A 19,050-nucleotide genomic window follows, 5' to 3' on the forward strand; every position below is an offset into this window, starting at 1 on the left:
GTTGATCGGCGCGGCCATGAAGCGCGACAGCCGGCGATACGAGTTGATGTACGGCGCGAAGATCGGCATCAGCGCGGGCGTGTACTTCTGCAGCCCGGCAAGGTACGCGCGAAACATCGGCATCACTTCGCCGCCCGCGCCGATGAAGAGATTGCGGCCCGTCTCGAGGTCGACGACGCTCTGATGGATGTGCATCGCCGAGCCCGGCTCGTTCTCCATCGGCTTCGCCATGAACGTCGCGTACATGTTGTGGCGCAGCGCCGCTTCGCGCACCGTGCGCTTGAACAGGAACACCTGGTCGGCGAGCGACATCGCATCGCCGTGCAGGAAGTTGATCTCCATCTGCGCAGCGCCGACTTCGTGAATCAGCGTGTCGATGTCGAGCCCCTGCAGCTCGCAGTATTCGTAGATGTCCTCGAAGAGCGGATCGAACTCGTTGACCGCTTCGATCGAATACGACTGCCGCCCCGTCTCCGCGCGCCCCGTGCGTCCGACGGGCGGACGCAGCGGCAGATCCGGGTCCTTGTTCATGTCGACGAGATAGAACTCGAGCTCCGGCGCGACGACGGGCTTCCATCCCTTCGCGCGATACAGGTCGAGCACGCGCCGCAACACGTAGCGCGGCGAGATCTCGACGGGCGAGCCGTCGAAATGCACGCAATCGTGAATCACCTGCGCGGTCGGATCGACCGCCCACGGAATCAGGCAGATCGTCGACGCGTCGGGCACGCACACCATGTCGGGATCGGTCACGCCGGTGAGCGTGCCGTCTTCCGGGTAGTCGCCGGTGACGGTCTGCACCATCACCGCTTGCGGCAGCCGCATCGATTCGCCCGTTTCGAACTTGTTGCGCGGGATGATCTTGCCGCGCGCGATCCCCGCCATGTCGGGAATGATCGCTTCCACTTCGGTGATCCGGTGTTGCCTCAAAAAATCATCGATGTCTTGCATGTGAGCCTCTCTTCGATAAGCGTCGACGGCCTTCACGCGCGCGTCGCGCGTTCGGCCGTCCTGCGCATTCGGGCGCGGCACGCCGCGCCGAACGCCGCAAAGATTTCTCGCGACAGCGGATTGCCGTCGAACCGCCATTCCGGATGCCACTGCACGCCGAGCGCGAACGCGCGCGCGTCGCGCACGCCGATCGCCTCGACGAGCCCGTCGGGCGCGCGCGCTTCGACGGTCAGCCCGCCGCCGAGCCGCTCGATCCCCTGCGCGTGCAGCGAGTTGACGTCGACGCTTTCCGCGCCGTGCGCAAGCCGATGCAGCAATCCGCCCGGCTCGAGCCGGACCGGATGCGCGGAGCCGTATTGCACGTCGACCGGAGCGGACAGGTTCTCGCGATGATCGGCGCGGCCGCTTTGCGCGTGCACGGCCTGGTGCAGCGTGCCGCCGTACGCGACGTTCAACTCCTGCATGCCGCGGCAGATCGCGAGCACCGGCACGCCGGCGTCGATCGCCGCGCGCACGAGCGGCAGCGTCGTCGCGTCGCGCGCCGCGTCGTGCAGCGTGCCGGGCGCGCTCGCCGGGCCGCCGTAGCGCTCGGGCTCGACGTTCGAATAGCTGCCCGTCAGCAGCAAGCCGTCGATGAGCGCGAGCAGTTCGTCCGCGCGCTGCCGCGCGCCGAGCGCGGGCAGCACGATCGCGAGCGCGTCCGCGCCGGCGACGACGGCGCTCAGGTATTTCTCGCCGGCGACATGCGCGACATGCAGGCCGACCGTCTTGCGATCCGCGCAAACGCCGACGACGGGCCGCCGCCCGGCGACGAGATGTTCATCCATCGCGCTTCCTCCGATTCGACAGGCGCGACGAACGCGCGCGCAGCACGCGCGACGCATCGCGTACGTCGAGAAAAACGGAAACGACGCCGCGCACGGCGGCACGCATGCACGCACGCGCGCGCCCGATGCGCGGCGGCGTGCGTGGCGTGGGCTCGACGGATTCGCGCGCGGCGCGGTCACGCAACGCGCGGCCCGCGCGCGATGCAATGCGCGCGCCGCCCGTTCGCATGCGGCTCGGCAACGCGACGGCAATGCGCAGCGACGACGAACCGGCGAGCGACGAGGAGCGACGAGAAGAGGCGCTAGGGCAACAGCGATGCGACGCCGTCGTCGTGAACCGCCGTGTAGGCGCGCGCGGCGACCGCGTTGTGACGGCGCACGGAGCGCCGGGACACGGTGGCGAAGATGGACAGGCTTGGGCTAGCGAGATACTTGCCGCAGCCAACGTCGGCGGCGTCGACGGCGTGCGGAAGGCTCGCGCGCCGACTTCGATCCCGCCTGACCAAGGGGCCTTGGACTCTCACGATTACACTCGACTGACTGTTTAAAGTATTGAACGCGGCAAGCGGCGATGCGACTCGGCATGCGCCGCCGCCCGGCCAGCCGGTCGATCGTCGCGAACGTCGCAGCAGCCCGTTCGCGAGTGGCGGCGGCGCGGGAAAACGCCACCGTGATCGATGTGACGGCTAGCTGACAATCAGCTTATCGTATCTGGAAATGCCGTCAATTCCGTTTCAAAAATACGGATCTAGGGTTTTCCCTTAATTCACGGCGGATGCATTGCTTAAAATATTCGACGATAACCGTCGATGGACGCGCGCATTGCGCGGCGTCAGCTCGTAGTCGGATCGGTATCCGAACGATTCCCGCCTCCCATGCTCGCTTCGCGCGGCGAACGAGCAAACCACGAGCGAAACCCGCATTCGTTTCGCATCGCAAACGAATGCGCGACGCAATCCGCGGCGCATCGCCCAGCGCGAAGCGCCGCGAATGGAGGCTGCCCTACAACGAGGTCAGCGATGCTCGAGTGCGGCCCTCGCGAGCGCCTCGAGCAGCGGCACGATCCGCCGCGCCTTTGCTTCGTCGTACGAATAAGGCCGCGTTTCGTCCATGTAGGTCGCTTGCACGAGCTCGAGCTGCACCGCCTGCACGCCGTGCTCCGGCGCGCCGTAGTGACGCGTGATGTAGCCGCCCTTGAAGCGCCCGTTCGCGATCGACGTGTAGCCGCCGTGCTTGTCGACGAGCGCGGCCAGCTTGTCGGCGAGACCCGGCGCCGCGCTCGCGCCGTTCGACGTGCCGAAGTTGAAGTCCGGCAGCCGGCCTTCGAAAAAGCGCGGCACCTGCGAGCGGATCGAATGCGCTTCCCACAGCAGCACGCGGCCGTGCGCGCCCTTCAGGCGCTCGAGCTCGCCTGCGAGCGCATCGTGATACGGCCTCCAGTAGCGCTCGCGACGGCGCGCGATCTCGGTGACGGTCGGCTCGTCGCCTTCCGCGTAGAGCGGCGACTTGTCGAACGTATCGACGGGCACGAGGCCCGTCGTATCCTGGCCCGGATAGAGATTCGCGTCGTCGGGCGGACGGTTCAGATCGACGACATAGCGCGCGTGCAACGGCACGATCACCGACGCGCCGAGCGTCTTCGCGAAATCGTACAGACGCTCGAGATGCCAGTCGCAATCGTCGACGTGGCGCGCGACGGGCGTCATCGTCTCGGCGATTTCGTCGGGAATGCGGGTGCCCGCGTGCGGTATCGACACGAGCAGCGGCAGCGTGCCGCGATGCAGCGTGAATACCGGCGGATACGATGCGGTGTTCATGATCGTTCGACCTCGTTGATGATGCCGCGCTTCGTGCGGCGCGCTCCCCGCCGCGCGCCGCGCGGCTCGCACGTGGCGGCCGGCTGCGCCGCTGCGCGCGCGAAGCGCTCGGCTTGCATGATTTTCATTGCGGCGCGCGCGGCACCCCGCCCTCGCGCCGGATGCCGGATGCCGGATGCCGGATGCCGGATGCCGAATGCCGAATGCCGCAGGCATGCTGACCGCATCACGCGGCGGCCGCGCCGGCGCATCTTCGTATCATCCGTCGCTTGCGCAAGCCGGTCGCGCTTCAGCGCAGCAGTTGCGCGAGCGCCGCGCGATACCCGGCGTACGCGGATGCCTCGTCACGATGACGCCGCGCACTCACCACCTGCTCGCCGCCGACATACACGTCGAGCACCGGCGTGTCGCCGTGCTCGGCGAACACCGCACCCGACAGCCACGTGTCGCTGCCATGCTCGGCGATCGACGGATGCGTGGGATCGAGCACGATCCAGTCGGCGCGCCGGCCCGCCTCGAGCGCGCCGACCGGCCGGCCGGCCGCGCGCGCGCCGCCCGCGAGCGACGCCGCGAACAGACGGTCAGCCACGTGAGTATGCGCCGAATCGGCGAGCACGTTGCGCTCGCGCCGCACGAGACGCTGCCCGTATTCGAAGAGCCGCAGCTCGGCGCGCCAGTCGACGCTCGCGTGGCTGTCCGAACCGATGCCGATCGCGCCGCCCGCCGCGAGATAGTCGAGCGCCGGAAAGATGCCGTCGCCGAGGTTGGCCTCGGTCGTCGGACACAGGCCCGCGATCGCGCCGCTGCGCGCGAGCGCGCGCGTCTCCACCGTGTCGAGATGCGTCGCATGGACGAGGCACCAGCGCGCGTTTACGTCGAAGCGATCGAGCAGCCATTGCACCGGCCGCGCGCCGTATGCGCGCACGCAATCGTCGACTTCCGCGGTCTGCTCGGCGATGTGGATGTGCACCGGCGCATCGGCCGGCAGTGCGCCGAGCAATTCGCGCAGCCCCCCCTCCGATACCGCGCGCAGCGAATGCGGCGCGATCCCGTAGCGCAGCCCCCCGTGCTCGGGCAGCTCGCCGCGCAGCGCATCGAGGAGCGCGAGAAGCGCATCGGGCGTGTTGATGAAGCGGCGCTGATCGTCGCGCGGCGCGCGTTCGCCGAAGCCGCTGTACTGGTACGCGACGGGCAGCATCGTGATGCCGATGCCCGCATCCCGCGCCGCGCCGACGACGCGCGCCGCCAGCTCCGCGAGCCGCGGATAGCGCGCGCCGTCCGGCGCATGGTGAACGTAATGAAACTCGCACACCGACGTATAGCCGCTCTTCAGCATCTCGACATAGAGCCAGCGCGCGACCGCAGCGAGCGCGTCGGGCGTGATCTTCAGCGCGAAGCGGTACATCAGGTCGCGCCAGCTCCAGAACGTGTCGGACGGATTCGCGCGATATTCGGTGAGCCCCGCCATCGCGCGCTGGAACGCGTGCGAATGCAGGTTCGGCATGCCGGGCAAGAGCGGCCCGTTCGCGCGCGCGACGCCCGCGGGCGCCGACGCGTTCGCGCTCACGTCGACGAGCGCGCCTGTCGCGTCCCAGCGCAGCAGCACGTCGCGCTGCCAGCCGCCGGGCAGGTATGCGTGCTCGGCAAACAACATCGAATCGGTCATCGTCATGCTTGTCTTCCGTCAGCGCGCATCGCGCGCGAACACCGTCACCCCGCCCTTCACGACACGCTCGCACAGCGGCCGGCCGAACCAGTACGCGAGCTCCGCGAGCGTCGACACCGACCACACCGCGAAATCCGCCTGCCGCCCGGGCGCGAGCGAGCCGTGCAGATCGCCTGCGCCGAGCGCCGACGCCGCGTGGCGCGTGACGCCGAGCAGCGCCTCTTGCACCGTCAGCTTGAAGAGCGTACAGCCCATGTTCACCGTGAGCAGCAGCGACGTGAGCGGCGACGTGCCCGGGTTGTGATCGGTCGCGAGCGCGATCGGCACGCCGTGGCGGCGCAGCAGATCGATCGGCGGCAGTTTCGTCTCGCGAATGAAGTAATAGGCGCCCGGCAGCAGCACGGCGGTCGTGCCGGATGCGCGCATCGCCGCGACGCCCGCCTCGTCCAGATATTCGAGATGATCCGCGGACAGCGCGCGATAGCGTGCGGCGAGCGCGGTGCCGCCGCCGTTCGACAGTTGCTCCGCGTGCATCTTGACGGGCAGCCCGCGCCGCGCGGCCGCTTCGAACACCCGCTCGCTCTGCGCGAGCGTGAAGCCGATCCGCTCGCAGAACACGTCGACCGCGTCGACGAGCCCCTCGTCGGCGAGCTCGGGCAGCATCCGCTCGCAGACCTCGTCGATGTATTCGTCGGCGCGGCCGGTGTACTCGGGCGGCAGCGCGTGCGCGCCGAGGAAGGTCGTGTAGACGCTCACCGGGAAGCGCTCGCCGAGCTGCCGCGCGACGCGCAGCATTCGGCGCTCGCTCGCGAACTCGAGCCCGTAGCCGGACTTGATCTCGATCGCGGTAACGCCTTCCGCGAGCAGCGGCCGCAGCCGCGCGGCCGCCTGCTCGAAGAGCGTCGCCTCGCTCGCTTCGCGCGTCGCGCGCACCGTCGACACGATCCCGCCGCCGCGCCGCGCGATCTCTTCGTAGCTCGCGCCCGCGAGGCGCTGCGCGAACTCGTCCGCGCGCTGGCCGCCGTAGACGAGATGCGTGTGGCAATCGACGAGGCCGGGCGTCACCCACGCGCCGCGCAAGTCCTCGCGCGGCCAGTGCACGTAGCCGGCCGGCACGTCGCTCGCGCGCCCGATCCATGCGACCGTGCCGTCGCCGTTCACCGCGATCGCGGCGTCCGCGATCGTGTCGTTCGGGTCGCCGTGCGCGCACAGCTTCAAGTTGTGCCAGAGAATCGATTTCATCCGCTCAAGCCTTGTCGTGAAGAAGCGTCACGCCGACCGCGAGCAACGCGCCGCCGCCGCGAATCGCGCATCGCAGCTCGCCGTTCGCGGGATCGTCGATGCGCAGCGTGTCGAACGGGCGCAGCGCGATCGGCGCGCCGTCGCCGAGATCGACGACGCTCGCGCCGCTCGCGCAGAACAGCAGCACGGTGTCCGCATGCAGCGCATGCGCCGCGCCGGCGTGCCAGACGTCGACGCTGCCGCGCGCGGCGTCGCGCCGCGTCATCAGGTTGAAGTCGCGCGTCGGGCCGTCGTGCAGCTCGGCCGCGAGCTCGGCTTCCCCCGCGAACGCGGCGCGCTCGAGCGGCGCGCGCAGCTCGTGCCGCGCGCCGTCGGCGTCGACGAGCGTCATGCCCGCGCCCGCGAGCAGCACGAGCGTCCGGTCGACGCCGGCGAAGCGCGAGAACGGCCCCGCCTGCGCGACGTCCGCGACGCTCACGCGCCACGCGAACGCATCGAACGCGCCGCCCGCGGCGCGCTCGCCCGACGGGTGCGCGGCGATCTCGCGCGTCACGCCGCCGCCGTTCTTCCACGGCGACGCGACGAGCGAGTCCGCACGTATCAGCGTCGCTTGCATCGTAGACGACACCATCCGCATCAGCGGCCGAGCATCGGCAGCTTCAGGCCCGCTTCCGTCGCGGTGCGCTGCGCGAGCTCGTAGCCGGCGTCCGCATGGCGCATCACGCCCGTGGCCGGATCGTTGAACAGCACGCGGCCGAGGCGCTCGTGCGCGGCGTCGGTGCCGTCGGCGACGATCACGACGCCCGCATGCTGCGAGAAGCCCATGCCGACGCCGCCGCCGTGATGCAGCGACACCCACGACGCGCCGCCCGCCGTGTTCAGCAGCGCGTTCAGCAGCGGCCAGTCGCTGACCGCGTCCGAGCCGTCCTTCATCGCTTCCGTCTCGCGGTTCGGGCTCGCGACCGAGCCGGTGTCGAGGTGGTCGCGCCCGATCACGATCGGCGCCTTCAGCTCGCCCGCCCTCACCATCTCGTTGAACGCCTGGCCGAGACGGTAGCGATCCTTCACGCCGACCCAGCAGATCCGCGCGGGCAGCCCCTGGAACGCGATCCGCTCGCGCGCCATGTCGAGCCAGTTGTGCAGGTGCGGATCGTCGGGAATGAGTTCCTTGACCTTCGCATCGGTCTTGTAGATGTCCTCGGGATCGCCCGACAGCGCGACCCAGCGGAACGGCCCCTTGCCTTCGCAGAAGAGCGGCCGGATGTACGCGGGCACGAAGCCCGGGAAATCGAACGCGTTCTCGACGCCCATCTCCAGCGCCATCTGGCGGATGTTGTTGCCGTAGTCGAGCGTCGCCGCGCCGCGCTCCTGCAGCGCGAGCATCGCGCGCACCTGCGCGGCCATCGACTGCTTCGCCGCGCGCACGATGCTCTGCGGATCGACCTTCTGCGCTTCGCGCCACTGCTCGACGCTCCAGCCCTGCGGCAGATAGCCGTTGATCGGATCGTGCGCGCTCGTCTGGTCGGTCACGCAGTCCGGCGTGATGCCGCGCGCGACCATCTCCGAGAACACGTCGGCCGCGTTGCCGAGCAGGCCCACCGATACCGGCTTGCCCGCGCGCTTCGCCTCGTCGATCATCGCGAGCGCTTCGTCGAGCGTCTTCGCCTTCTTGTCGACGTAGCGCGTCTTCAGGCGAAAGTCGATTCGCGATTCGTCGCATTCGACCGCGATCATCGAGAAGCCCGCCATCGTCGCGGCGAGCGGCTGCGCGCCGCCCATGCCGCCCAGGCCGCCCGTCAGGACCCAGCGGCCCTTGGGATCGCCGTTGAAGTGCTGGTTCGCGACCGCGAAGAACGTCTCGTACGTGCCCTGCACGATGCCCTGGCTGCCGATGTAGATCCAGCTGCCCGCCGTCATCTGGCCGTACATCATCAGGCCCTTGCGGTCGAGCTCGTTGAAGTGATCCCACGTCGCCCAGTGCGGCACGAGGTTCGAATTCGCGATCAGCACGCGCGGCGCGTTCTCGTGCGTGCGGAACACGCCGACCGGCTTGCCCGACTGCACGAGCAGCGTCTCGTCGTCGTTCAGGTCCGCAAGCGACGCGAGGATCTGATCGTAGCAATCCCAGTTGCGCGCCGCGCGGCCGATGCCGCCGTACACGACGAGCGCGTGCGGATGCTCGGCGACCTCCGGATCGAGGTTGTTCTGGATCATCCGGTACGCGGCTTCGGCGAGCCAGTTCTTGCAAACCTTCTCGCTGCCGCGCGGCGCACGGATCACGCGGGTCGGATCGAGACGCGGATCGATGTGTTTCGGGTGGTTCATGACGACTGCTCCCGGAAAGGAAAGTGAGTTTCGTTAAGCGTTCAGAAATGGCCGGTGAAGCGATAGCGGCTGCCCGGATGCCAGAGGTTCACGACCGACGCGACGACGCCTTGCGACCACGTGCGCCGATGCAGCACGAGGCACGGCTCGGTCTCGCTCATCTCGAGCTCCTCGCGCATCACGCGATCGGGCATCGCCGCCTCGATCCGGTACTCGACGCGCTGCAGCGGCGCGACGCGCATCAGGTACTGGTTCGGCGTGATCGCCGAGAAATCCTGCTCCGCGTAATCCGCGGCGACGGCCGGATTGACCCAACGCTCTTCGAGCTGAACCGGCTCGTCGTTCTCGTAATGCAGCATCACCGAGCGGAAAAGCTTCGTGTTGAGCGGCACCTGCATTTCGTCGGCGAGCGCGTCGTCGGCCTTCATCGTGACGAGATCGAGCACGCGCGCATGGTGCCGGTGGCCGCGCGCGGCGATTTCGTCGGAGATGCTGCGGATCGCGACGAGCGTCGACTCGTACTTCGGCCGCGCGACGAAGGTGCCCGCCCCCTGGATGCGCGTGAGCACCTGCTCGGCCGTGAGCTCGCGCAGCGCGCGGTTGACCGTCATTCGCGCAACCTTGAACTCGCGCGCGAGCTCGTTCTCGGACGGCACCTGATCGCCTTCCGCCCATTCGCCGGCGTGAATGCGATCGAGGATGAAGTCCTTGATTTCCTGATAGGCGGGCGTGCTCATCGTCTTATTGTTCCGATTCGAACGCGAGCGGGCTCAGCGTCGCGAACGCGCGCTCGCGCACGCGCTGCGCGACCACCGCGATGTCCGGCGCGAAGTAATGGTCGAGATCGTAGTGCGCGACGTCCGCGCGGATCGTCTTCATCGCGTGCTGCAGCGCCGGGCTCGTTTCGTGCGGCGCGCGCAGATCGACGCCCTGCGCGGCGGCGAGCAGCTCGATCGCGAGGATGTTCGCGACGTTCTCCGCGATGTCCGCGAGCTTGCGCGCGGCGAACGTCGCCATCGACACGTGGTCCTCCTGGTTCGCCGAGGTCGGCAGCGAATCGACCGATGCCGGATGCGCGAGCGTCTTGTTCTCCGACGCGAGCGCGGCGGCCGTCACGTGCGCGATCATGAAGCCCGAGTTCACGCCGCCGTCCTTCACGAGGAAAGGCGGCAGGCCGGAGAGCGTCGCGTCGATGAGCAGCGCGATGCGGCGCTCGGCGAGCGCGCCGATCTCGGCCGCGGCGATCGCGAGGTTGTCGGCCGCGAACGCGACGGGCTCCGCGTGGAAGTTGCCGCCCGACAGCACTTCGCCCGTATCCGGGAAGATCAGCGGGTTGTCCGACACCGCGTTCGCTTCGATGAGCAGCACGCCGGCCGCGTGGCGAATCTGGTCGAGGCACGCGCCCATCACCTGCGGCTGGCAGCGCAGGCTGTACGGGTCCTGCACCTTGCCGCAGTCGCGGTGCGACACGTTGATCGCCGAGCCGTCGAGCAGCGACCGGTACGCGGCCGCCGCGTCGACCTGGCCGCGATGGCCGCGCAGCTCGTGAATGCGCGCGTCGAACGGCTTCACCGAGCCCGCCGCCGCGTCGACCGACAGCGCGCCCGACACGAGCGCCGTGCGGTACAGGTCTTCGATCGCGAACAGGTTGTCGAGCGCGAGCGCGGTGGACGCCTGCGTGCCGTTCAGCAGCGCGAGGCCCTCCTTCGCTTCGAGCGTGAGCGGCGCGAGGCCCGCGACGCGCAGCCCGTCGACGGCGCTCGCGCGCTCGCCGCGGATGAACACTTCGCCGATGCCGAGCAGCGCCGCCGACATGTGCGCGAGCGGCGAGAGATCGCCCGACGCGCCAACCGAGCCCTTGACCGGGATGAGCGGCAGCACGTCGGCGTTGAACAGCTTGACGAGCGCGTCCATCACGACGCGGCGGATGCCCGAGTGACCGCGGCCGAGGCTCGACAGCTTGAGCGCCATCAGGAGGCGCACGACGGGACGCGACATCGGCTCGCCGACGCCGACCGCATGCGAGAGCACCAGATTCCTCTGCAGCAGCTCGAGCTGATCGTGCGGGATGTGCGTGCTCGCGAGGCGTCCGAAGCCCGTATTGATGCCGTAGGCCGGCTCGCCCTTCGCGGCGATGTCGGCGACGGCTTGCGCGCCCCGGTCGATCGCGGCGAAACTCGCGGGATCGAGCGTGATCTGCACGTTCTCGCGGGCGATCCGGCGCAGTTGCGGGAGAGTCAGGCGGCCTGGGGTCAGCGTGATCATGAAGGGGTCCTGTCTATACAAGTTTCGGGATGATCTGAGTGTAGTGACTCGATGTTGTATAGACAACTTGTTTTTCAAAAATCCGGGCTAGGAGTTTCCCCTAGTCCGGCGGGCGGGCGAAGCCGGATCGGGGCGCAGCGGCGGAGGCCGCCCGGGCGGGTCGACGAGCGCGACAATGGAAGTGGCCGGCCGGATTTCGCAGCGCTTCGCGCTTTGGGCGCGCGCTCGAACGACGATGGCGTCGCGCGCCGCGCCTTTCGCCACGCGAAGCAGGATTTCGAAGGCGTTTCGCCAAGTTCCGATCCCGAATCATCGCCTCCCGGATTTGGCGGCCCCGACTCCTCGGATGGATCTCGATTTCCGTCGGCTTCCGATCGTCCGGCGTTGCGATCGCTCCGGTGGCCGGGCGTGGGCGACGCACGTTCGCGCGACGCCCGCGCCCAGCCGCGCGGAGATCGGCTCCGCTGGCGACGATCGCGCGCAGCCGCCGAAACCCGCATTGCCGCCGCTGCGACGGACATGTGAAGCCTCAAGGGGGAATCGGCGGGCGCGGAGCAGCGATGAGGCCATGAAGCGCCGACGAGATGAGTCGATCAGGCGGCAAGACGATCAGCCGATCGCGTCGATGCACGGACGCTCGAGCGCCGGCGGCCGTCCGTTCCGAACGCCTCGAACGAAACGAAGCGCCGCGCGGCGTGACTGACGCGCCGCCTCGAAACGGCTCGCCCGCCGCTAAAACGTGCCGCCGCCCGCACGCCGCCAGGCGACGCACGCGGCATAGCCCGCGGGCGCGTCGAGCCATGCCGCCTCGAACGCCGCCACGCCGCTCGCGGGCGAGTTCGGCTCGACGATGCCGACGACGGGCGCGCCGCCGTTCCCGCCCGCCGGCGGCAACGCGCCGCCGAGCACCGAAAACGCGGTCAGGCCGCCGCCGATCCCCGTGCCGAGCGCTTTCAGGAACGCCTCCTTCGCCGCCCACACGCGATAGAACGCCGCTTCGCGCTCGCCAGCGGGCAACATGGCGATCGCCGCCGCGTCCGCGGGCGCGAACACCGCGCGGCCGAGCGAGCTCCAGTCGACGCCCGCCCGCCCCGCCTCGATGTCGACGCCGACGCGCGCGGCGCGGCTCCACGCGATCAGCGCATGCGCGCCGGAATGCGACACGTTGAAGTCGAGCGTCGGCGCGAGCGCCGCGTGCGCCGGCGCGAGCCGCGGCCGTCCCCATGCATCGGCGACGATCCGCAACTCGGCGGGCGGCACGCCGAGCGCCGCGCCGATCACGCCGCGCAACGCGGCGCGCGTCGACGCGCTGCGCAGCGCGTCGTCCGCGCGAACGAAGCGGCCGGCGCGCTCGCGCTCGTCGTCGCTCAGCCAATCCATCGTGCGCGCGCCGCGCGGCGCATCGAAATCGAAGTCGAGCCGCACGAGCCGCACGCCGGCGCGTTGCGCCGCCGCGGGCGGCGACAGCTCGACGGCGCGGCAGGCGTCGTCGAGCGTGAAAGGCAAGGCGGCGTCGGTCGTGAATGGCAAGGCGGCATCTGTCGGCTGGCGCATCGGCGGCGGGGCACGTCGTGCAGACAATGGAAAGCGTTCGATGGTAACGGATCTTCGTGCGCCGGGCCGCGCCGGCCGCAGCCGGCGCGCGCCGCTCAGCCAGTGGCCGTCCGCCCGCCCTTCACGTCCTCGTCCTCGTCCTCGTCCTCTTCCTCGTCCTCGCCCTTGTCCTCGTCCTTGTCCTTGTCCTTGTCCTTGTCCTTGTCCTTGTCCTTGTCCTTGTCCTTGTCCTTGTCCTTGTCCTTGTCCTTGTCCTTGTCCTCGTCGCGCGCCGCGCGGCCGCGCGCGGGCGCGGACGGTTGCCGATAGACGTCGCCCGGCGTGTCGGGCGCGAGTTCGCCCGTCTGGAGCCAGCCGAGCGCGATCGGCCAGAGCGTCTTTTCGAAGCGGCTGTGGAAGAACGCGAAATGCCCGACCGACGCCGCGCCGATCTGCTCGGGCGCGATCCGCAGATGCGTGACCGCGCTGCGCGCGTAATAGCCGAGCAGGCGCTCGACCGCCTCGACGCTGCCGAACTCGTCGTCCGACAGGCCGATGGCGAGCGTCGGCGCGGTCAGCCGCGCGAAACGCTCGACGAGATCGCGCCGCGCGTCGGCCGTCTCCGCGATCGGCGCGCGCGCGAACGCGTCCTCGAAGCGCGGCCGGCTGCGGCTCCACGATAGTGCGACGCCGCGCGGCGTGTCCTCCATCCAGCCGAGCCGCTTCGCGGGAACGTAGCCGAACAGGCGCGCGAGAATCGGCATCGCGACATGCCATTTGATCAGCATCCGCAGCCGATGCGAGCCCGCGTAATCACGCCAGTACGCATATTGCGAGCCGACCGTGAGCACGCGGCGCACGAGCGCATTCGAATTGGCGAGCCCGAGCGTGACACCGCCGACGCTGTGCGCGACGACGTCGACCGGCTGGCCCGCAAACGCGCGCGACGCGTATTGCAGGACCGCGTCGCAATCGAGACGCCCCCAGTCGAGCCAGGTCGCGCGAAAGCCGGCGAGCGACGCGGGCCGCGACTCGCCGATGCCGCGATAGTCGTAGACGAGCACGTCGCTGCCGTGGCTGAACAGATACGCGGCGAAGCGGAAGTAATAGCGGCAGCGCACCGAGGTCGCGCAATTGACGACCGTCACCGGCCGGCCGGCTGCGGGGCCACGGTGCCGCCACGCAAAGCCGCGCACGAGGAAGCCGTCGGCGGCCGGCGCGACGAAGGGTTCGGGCGGAATGGCGTCGGGCCGCTGCTGGTCCGGCATGTCGTCTCCTGTCATGGTCGTTTTCGTCGATTCGGAACCGTGCGCCGCCGCGGCGCGAAGCTCGCCTGCGGCGGCCATTTTTTCTCGGCTTTCGCAGGGTCGGCGGACGAACGTCCGGGAGATCGCTCGCCGAAATCGGGCGGCGGCGCGACGACGTCGCGCAGGATCGGCGCGCGTCGGCGCGGCGCGTGCGCCGCCGTCTGCTCGGGTTCCGCTCAGCTTCTACTCGGGTTCCGCGTTTCGCCGCCTCGCATGCGGCCGCGCGAACATCGCACGGATACGCCGTCCGATTCGCATCGGCGCGGCGTGCGGGCGACACGCGCGCGGCCGAATGGCACGGCGAAACAGCAACGATACGTTACTCGATTTACGAAAAAGCGGCAGTGGACACACGCCGCGCCGGAAAATGATGGCGAGCGGCCCACACGCGAAATGCGGCGCGATGCAACGCAACTCGACGTGACGTGACGTGACACGACACGCCATGAAGCGGTGCATCCTGCCCCGGTCGAGCACAAGCGACGGCGACGCCGTGCGAACGCGCCGGCTCGCCGTTCAACACTTAGCTTGCATCGAAGATGATCGCCGGGATCGCGCCCGATTCCGCGCCGCGGCGGCGCATCGATCCGTCGGCGTGCGCTCTCCGGGGAAACGGCGATGAAGACGGCGCGACGCCGCGCGAAACGACGTCGTCGCATCGATGCCCGTCAGGCGAATGCGAGGACCGACGCCGCGATGCACGGGCAAGTGAAAATGTAGCGCCGCGCCACGGCGATTCGCGACGTCCCGGCTAAGCGTTCGCGGTAGTCCATCATGCGCGCGTCGACGCCGGCGCGCCCGCATTGCGCCAACCGCCGCCCACTCGCCGCAACGGAAATCGGCCGGCGATGCGGCTGCCCCCTTGCTTCTCGACGCCCCCGCTTCTCGCCGCCCTCATGTGCCGCCGCGCGACTCGAAGAATCCGGCCCCCGGCGTCACCCGCCCGAGCCGCCGAGCCCGGTTCGGCCGAGCCGGGTTCAGCTCAGCAACCCGAGCATCGCCGCGCGCACGACGGCGGCCGTCTTGTTCGCGGTCCTGAGCTTCAGGATCGCATTCTTTACGTGGAAGTTCACCGTATCGACGGAGATCGCGAGAATCTTCGAGATTTCGCCCGACGTCTTGCCGTCCGCCGCCCACTTGAGCACCTCGACCTCGCGCTCGGTCAGCCCGCGCTCCGGATCGGCCATCAGCTTCGGCAGCATCAGGTGGCCGAGCGCGGCGTGCGCGGTGCGCACGAGCCAGCGCATCCGGTATTCCTTCGCATCGAGCTCCGCCTCCGTCACCGGCTCGCGCGTGCGCACGAGCGCGAGCATGCCCATGCCGCCATACGCGTCGAAGTTCGACTGCGCCCAGCCGAACTTCAGCCCGAACGACTGCGCCTCGACCCACATTTGATGCGCGGACGCAAACAGCGTCTCGTTCAGGACGATCGGCTGCTGCGACCGGCGCCCGTGCGCAAGGATCGGATCGACATCGAGAAAGCCCGCCTCCGCATAGCGGCGCTTCCATTGCTCGGGAAAATTGCTGCGCGTCTCGATTCGCGGCCTGGACACCGGCCACGGCACGCGCAGCCCATACGCGCAGTATTCGAAATCGAGGGCCGTGGCGGCGATTTCGATGCTTCGAAACGCCTCTTCCTCGGATCGCGCTCCGTCCAGCCCCGCGAGCAGATCCTCTGCCCAATTCCCCATCGCCGCCCTCATCGGATCTCCATGTTCGGACAGGCCGAAGTTTCTCGCGCAGCGGTGCGACGCGCCGCATCCGGTGCGGCAATGCGAGGCAAGATCAACCGGCCCGAATGATCAGCGTGTATTTATTTGTGCTTGTGCGGTTTGCGTTTTGGTGCAATTCGATTCGAATTACACATGCGTGGCAACCTTCGGGCAAATGAGATTTTTTCATTCGCCAAAACGGGGCCATACGCTGCTCGAATAGACGAAGGGATCGCTCAATGCTTGTGTGGATTATTCACGCGCGTTGCGCGCGCATCTCAAAAAAAGCCCTTGCTGGAGCCGCTGCGAAGCGAATGACGGATGAATGACGGAGCCTCGTCGGAATGCGGCGATGCATGCGTTGCGCGAGGCTTGCCCGATATCTCGTTCTTCAAATCCACGAGCGCGACGGACGCATTGCGCGCACGACACCGCCCATGTCGAAAGAAAGGAAATGATGCGCGCATCGCGATGCAATGCAATGAGTAACCGGCTTGCGTCATCGGGTAAATGACGCACGCCGCTTGCCGCGCGACCGACGATGAACGCCCATCCGGGCGCGGCGATCCGCGCAAGCGGCGCTCCTGCGCGCGACGGCGCCCTCGTCGCGATACGCAGCGCGCGCCGCGGTGCGATGCGGCCGAGCGCGCGAAGAGCGAAGCCGCGCTTGCGGCATGCCGCAAGCGCAATATGCAGAGACAAATCGGAAGAACAACGCGCGAGCGCGCGGCTACCTACGCGGGCACGCGACGCATGCCCCACACCGCCCATTGCGCGACGGCGAGCAAGCTCGACGCGTCGTTAATCGATCAGTTGGCTGCCGACGATAGCCGGCGCGGCGAGTGCAGCGGGTACAGCGAGTGCAGCGGACACTTGAGCGGACGCGCCGAGCTTCGCGGGCAGCACGGTCACACGCATGAGTTGCGCCATGACGTCGGCGAGCGAAAGCGCGACGCTGCAGTTCGACGTGTCGATCGAGATATCGGGTGCGACGGGCGGCTCGTAAGCGCCCGACACGCCCGTGAACTGCATCAGCCGCCCTTGCTCGGCGCGCGCGTACATGCCCTTCGGATCGCGCGCGCGGCACACTTCGAGCGGCGTCGACACGTAAGTCTCGAAAAAGCCCGTCCCGACGATCGAGCGGGCGAGATCGCGATGCGCCTGCAGCGGCGAAATCGTCGCGACGATCACGATATAGCCCTCGTGCTGAAACAGCTTCGCGACGTGCGCGAAGCGGCGGATGTTCTCCATCCGGTCGGCGTCCGAAAAACCGAGATCGGAGCACAGGCCGGTGCGCAGCGCATCGCCGTCGAGCACGATCGCCTTCGCGCCGCTCTCGAGCAGCCGGTTCAGCAACACGTTCGCCGTCGTCGTCTTGCCGGCCCCCGGCAAGCCCGTCATCCAAACGACCGGGGCGACCGCCTCCGGCGGAAAGCCGCCATTCATATCCATGCGCTAGCCTCTGTCAAACTCTTCCTGACACTCTCAAAGAGTTTAACAACTGATAAGGATCAAAAAAGTGAACTTTCTGTAATATTTCCGCCATATTAATTACGAAAAATTAAACGTACCACCGCAGGATTCATCGGGTCGCCCCAATCGCGTCGAGCGCGCGCCGACGCGCGGCGTGGTGCGCGACGATCGGCAGCGCATAGGTGTCGCCGAGCCGCACGCGCGCCGCCTCGAGCTGCGCGGGCGGCGCGAGCCAAGGCTCGTGGATCGCGCTCGACGGCAAGCCGGCGAGCTCGGGCACCCAGCGCCGCACGTACGCGCCGTCCGGGTCGAACTTCTTGCCCTGCACGACCGGATTGAAGATCCGGAAATAAGGCGCGGCGTCCGCGCCGCAGCCCGCAACCCACTGCCAGTTCGCCGCGTTCGACGCGGCGTCCGCATCGACGAGCGTGTCCCAGAACCACGCTTCGCCTTCCCGCCAGTCGATCAGCAGATGCTTGACGAGGAACGACGCGCACACCATTCGCGCGCGGTTATGCATCCAGCCCGTCGTCCATAGCTCGCGCATGCCCGCGTCGACGAACGGATAGCCCGTGGCGCCGCGCCGCCATGCGGCGAGCGCCGCGGGATCGTCGCGCCACGGCATCCCGTCGAGATTGTGGCGCAGGTTGCGGCGCGGCAGATCCGGGAAGCGGTACAGTTGTCCGTAGCAGAACTCCCGCCAGCCGAGCTCGCCGAGAAACTTGTCGAGATCCGCCTGCGTCGCCGCGCCGTACGCGTGCGCATCGACCGCCGCATGCCAGATCTGCCGCACGGACAGGTTGCCGAAGCGCACGTACGGCGACAGGCGGCTCGTCGACGCGATGCCCGGCCGGTCGCGCTCGGTCGCGTAGCCGCCGAGCCGGCTGTCGACGAACGCGCGCAGCAGGCGGTGCGCGGCGTCCTCGCCGCAGCGCCACGCGTCGCGCAAGCCGCCCGTCCAATCCGGGCGCGTCGGCAAAAGCGCGAGCGCATCGAGCATGACCTGCCGCTGCGCGATCCCGTGCGGCGGCGCGCAGCCGCTCAAGCGCAGCGGCGCGGCGAGCGGCGCCGCATGCACGCCGCGCCGCAGCGCCGCGCGCCAGTATGCGCCGAACACCTGATACGGATGGCCTGACTCGGCGACGACGTCGCCCGGCTCGAACAGCAGGCTCGCGTTGAACGTCTCGACCGTGACGCCGCGCGCTTCGAGCAACGTCTGCACCGCATTGTCGAGCGCGCGCTCGGCGAGCGCATAACGGCGGTTCCAATAGACCGCGCTCGCGCCGAGCGCCGCGACGAACGAAGCGATCGCGTCGGCCGCGTCGCCGCGCAGCAGCACGAGCCGGCTGCCCAGCTCGGCGAGCGCGGCGTCGAGCGCGCGCAGCGATCCGTGCAGCCACCAGCGCGCCGCGCCGCCCAGCGGTCGCGCGCCGGCGCGCTCGTCGAACACGTAGACGCCGATCACCGGACGTCCCGACTCGGCGGCGCACGCGAGCGCGGGATGATCGGACACGCGCAGATCGTCGCGAAACCAGACGACGGCGCAAGCGCTCGGAGCGAATGCTGACAATGGATAGGCCCGCAGAAAGAAAAACGAAAGATCGTCAACTCGAATCGCATCGAGCCCCTCGCGGCGCGGAATCGGCGAATCCCGCTCGCCTTGCGGGGCAATCTCGTTCAGTATCGATCTTTCATGATCCCTGCGTCGCCCCTCAATATACGGAATTACCCTCGGTTTTATCCGTTATTTGTTCAGCAATTGCGGAATACGCGGACGTTTGAATCACGGCCCGACGCTAGCGACGCGGCGGCGCGCGCCGGCCGAGCCGTCGTTTGGAGGTCGCGCCCTAATCCGAATGTTTGGCTGAACGATAATTGAGCACGTATAAATCAGCGCAACGGGCATGAACTCGTCGGCGCGAATGGCAATCG

At 68.7% G+C, this 19,050-nt stretch carries 15 protein-coding genes and 1 pseudogene; all 16 read right to left on the minus strand.

Going from position 1 to position 19,050, the window contains the following annotated elements; genetic code table 11:
* On the minus strand, positions 1 to 951 hold a 951-nt coding region (locus tag X946_RS18805; protein ID WP_038750759.1), incomplete at its 3' end, for a glutamine synthetase family protein.
* Positions 952 to 983: 32 nt separating this feature from the next.
* Positions 984 to 1,778, minus strand: a complete 795-nt coding sequence (locus X946_RS18810) for a gamma-glutamyl-gamma-aminobutyrate hydrolase family protein (RefSeq protein ID WP_038750649.1) — start codon at positions 1,776 to 1,778, stop codon at positions 984 to 986.
* 302 nt (positions 1,779 to 2,080) lie between these two features.
* Complete coding sequence (locus X946_RS35735) at positions 2,081 to 2,284, minus strand: hypothetical protein (protein WP_038750655.1); 204 nt, start codon at positions 2,282 to 2,284, stop codon at positions 2,081 to 2,083.
* A gap of 507 nt (positions 2,285 to 2,791) precedes the next feature.
* Positions 2,792 to 3,595 (minus strand): N-formylglutamate deformylase, encoded by an 804-nt coding sequence (gene hutG / locus X946_RS18825; protein ID WP_038750658.1) that lies wholly within the window; start codon positions 3,593 to 3,595, stop codon positions 2,792 to 2,794.
* 289 nt (positions 3,596 to 3,884) lie between these two features.
* A complete protein-coding gene (locus X946_RS18835) occupies positions 3,885 to 5,267 on the minus strand; it encodes a formimidoylglutamate deiminase (RefSeq protein WP_081989796.1) in 1,383 nt (460 codons plus the stop codon).
* Positions 5,268 to 5,279: 12 nt separating this feature from the next.
* Positions 5,280 to 6,503 carry an imidazolonepropionase gene (gene hutI, locus X946_RS18840; RefSeq protein ID WP_038750663.1) on the minus strand — a complete coding sequence of 408 codons (1,224 nt, stop codon included), beginning with the start codon at positions 6,501 to 6,503 and terminating at the stop codon, positions 5,280 to 5,282.
* Between the two features lie 4 nt (positions 6,504 to 6,507).
* Positions 6,508 to 7,140, minus strand: a complete 633-nt coding sequence (locus tag X946_RS18845; protein ID WP_038750666.1) for a HutD/Ves family protein — start codon at positions 7,138 to 7,140, stop codon at positions 6,508 to 6,510.
* A complete protein-coding gene (hutU, locus tag X946_RS18850; RefSeq protein WP_038750669.1) occupies positions 7,140 to 8,828 on the minus strand; it encodes a urocanate hydratase in 1,689 nt (562 codons plus the stop codon). The genes X946_RS18845 and hutU overlap by 1 nt, the downstream gene beginning before the upstream one ends.
* Before the next feature lie 41 nt (positions 8,829 to 8,869).
* Entirely contained in the window at positions 8,870 to 9,565 is a 696-nt protein-coding gene (gene hutC / locus X946_RS18855; protein ID WP_038750671.1) for a histidine utilization repressor, read from the minus strand.
* Positions 9,566 to 9,569: 4 nt separating this feature from the next.
* Positions 9,570 to 11,093: a histidine ammonia-lyase gene (gene hutH, locus X946_RS18860; protein WP_038750674.1), complete on the minus strand. Its 1,524-nt coding sequence runs from the start codon at positions 11,091 to 11,093 to the stop codon at positions 9,570 to 9,572.
* 732 nt (positions 11,094 to 11,825) lie between these two features.
* Positions 11,826 to 12,647, minus strand: coding sequence for a 4'-phosphopantetheinyl transferase family protein (locus tag X946_RS18865; RefSeq protein WP_038750676.1), 822 nt, complete (start codon positions 12,645 to 12,647; stop codon positions 11,826 to 11,828).
* A gap of 260 nt (positions 12,648 to 12,907) precedes the next feature.
* Positions 12,908 to 13,894: pseudogene (locus X946_RS18870) on the minus strand (alpha/beta hydrolase family protein); the annotation flags it as partial.
* Positions 13,895 to 14,910: 1,016 nt separating this feature from the next.
* Complete coding sequence (locus X946_RS18880) at positions 14,911 to 15,624, minus strand: autoinducer binding domain-containing protein (protein ID WP_038750681.1); 714 nt, start codon at positions 15,622 to 15,624, stop codon at positions 14,911 to 14,913.
* Between the two features lie 273 nt (positions 15,625 to 15,897).
* Entirely contained in the window at positions 15,898 to 16,347 is a 450-nt protein-coding gene (locus X946_RS35185) for a hypothetical protein (protein WP_161788676.1), read from the minus strand.
* Positions 16,348 to 16,446: 99 nt separating this feature from the next.
* The gene (gene cysC, locus X946_RS18885; RefSeq protein ID WP_038750684.1) at positions 16,447 to 17,097 is read right to left on the minus strand and encodes an adenylyl-sulfate kinase; all 651 of its coding nucleotides are present in this window, start codon (positions 17,095 to 17,097) and stop codon (positions 16,447 to 16,449) included.
* A gap of 130 nt (positions 17,098 to 17,227) precedes the next feature.
* Complete coding sequence (locus tag X946_RS18890) at positions 17,228 to 18,688, minus strand: cryptochrome/photolyase family protein (RefSeq protein ID WP_038750686.1); 1,461 nt, start codon at positions 18,686 to 18,688, stop codon at positions 17,228 to 17,230.
* Positions 18,689 to 19,050: the final 362 nt, after the last annotated feature.

Source organism: Burkholderia sp. ABCPW 111, from assembly GCF_000773065.1.
Taxonomy (GTDB): Bacteria; Pseudomonadota; Gammaproteobacteria; order Burkholderiales; family Burkholderiaceae; genus Burkholderia; species Burkholderia savannae.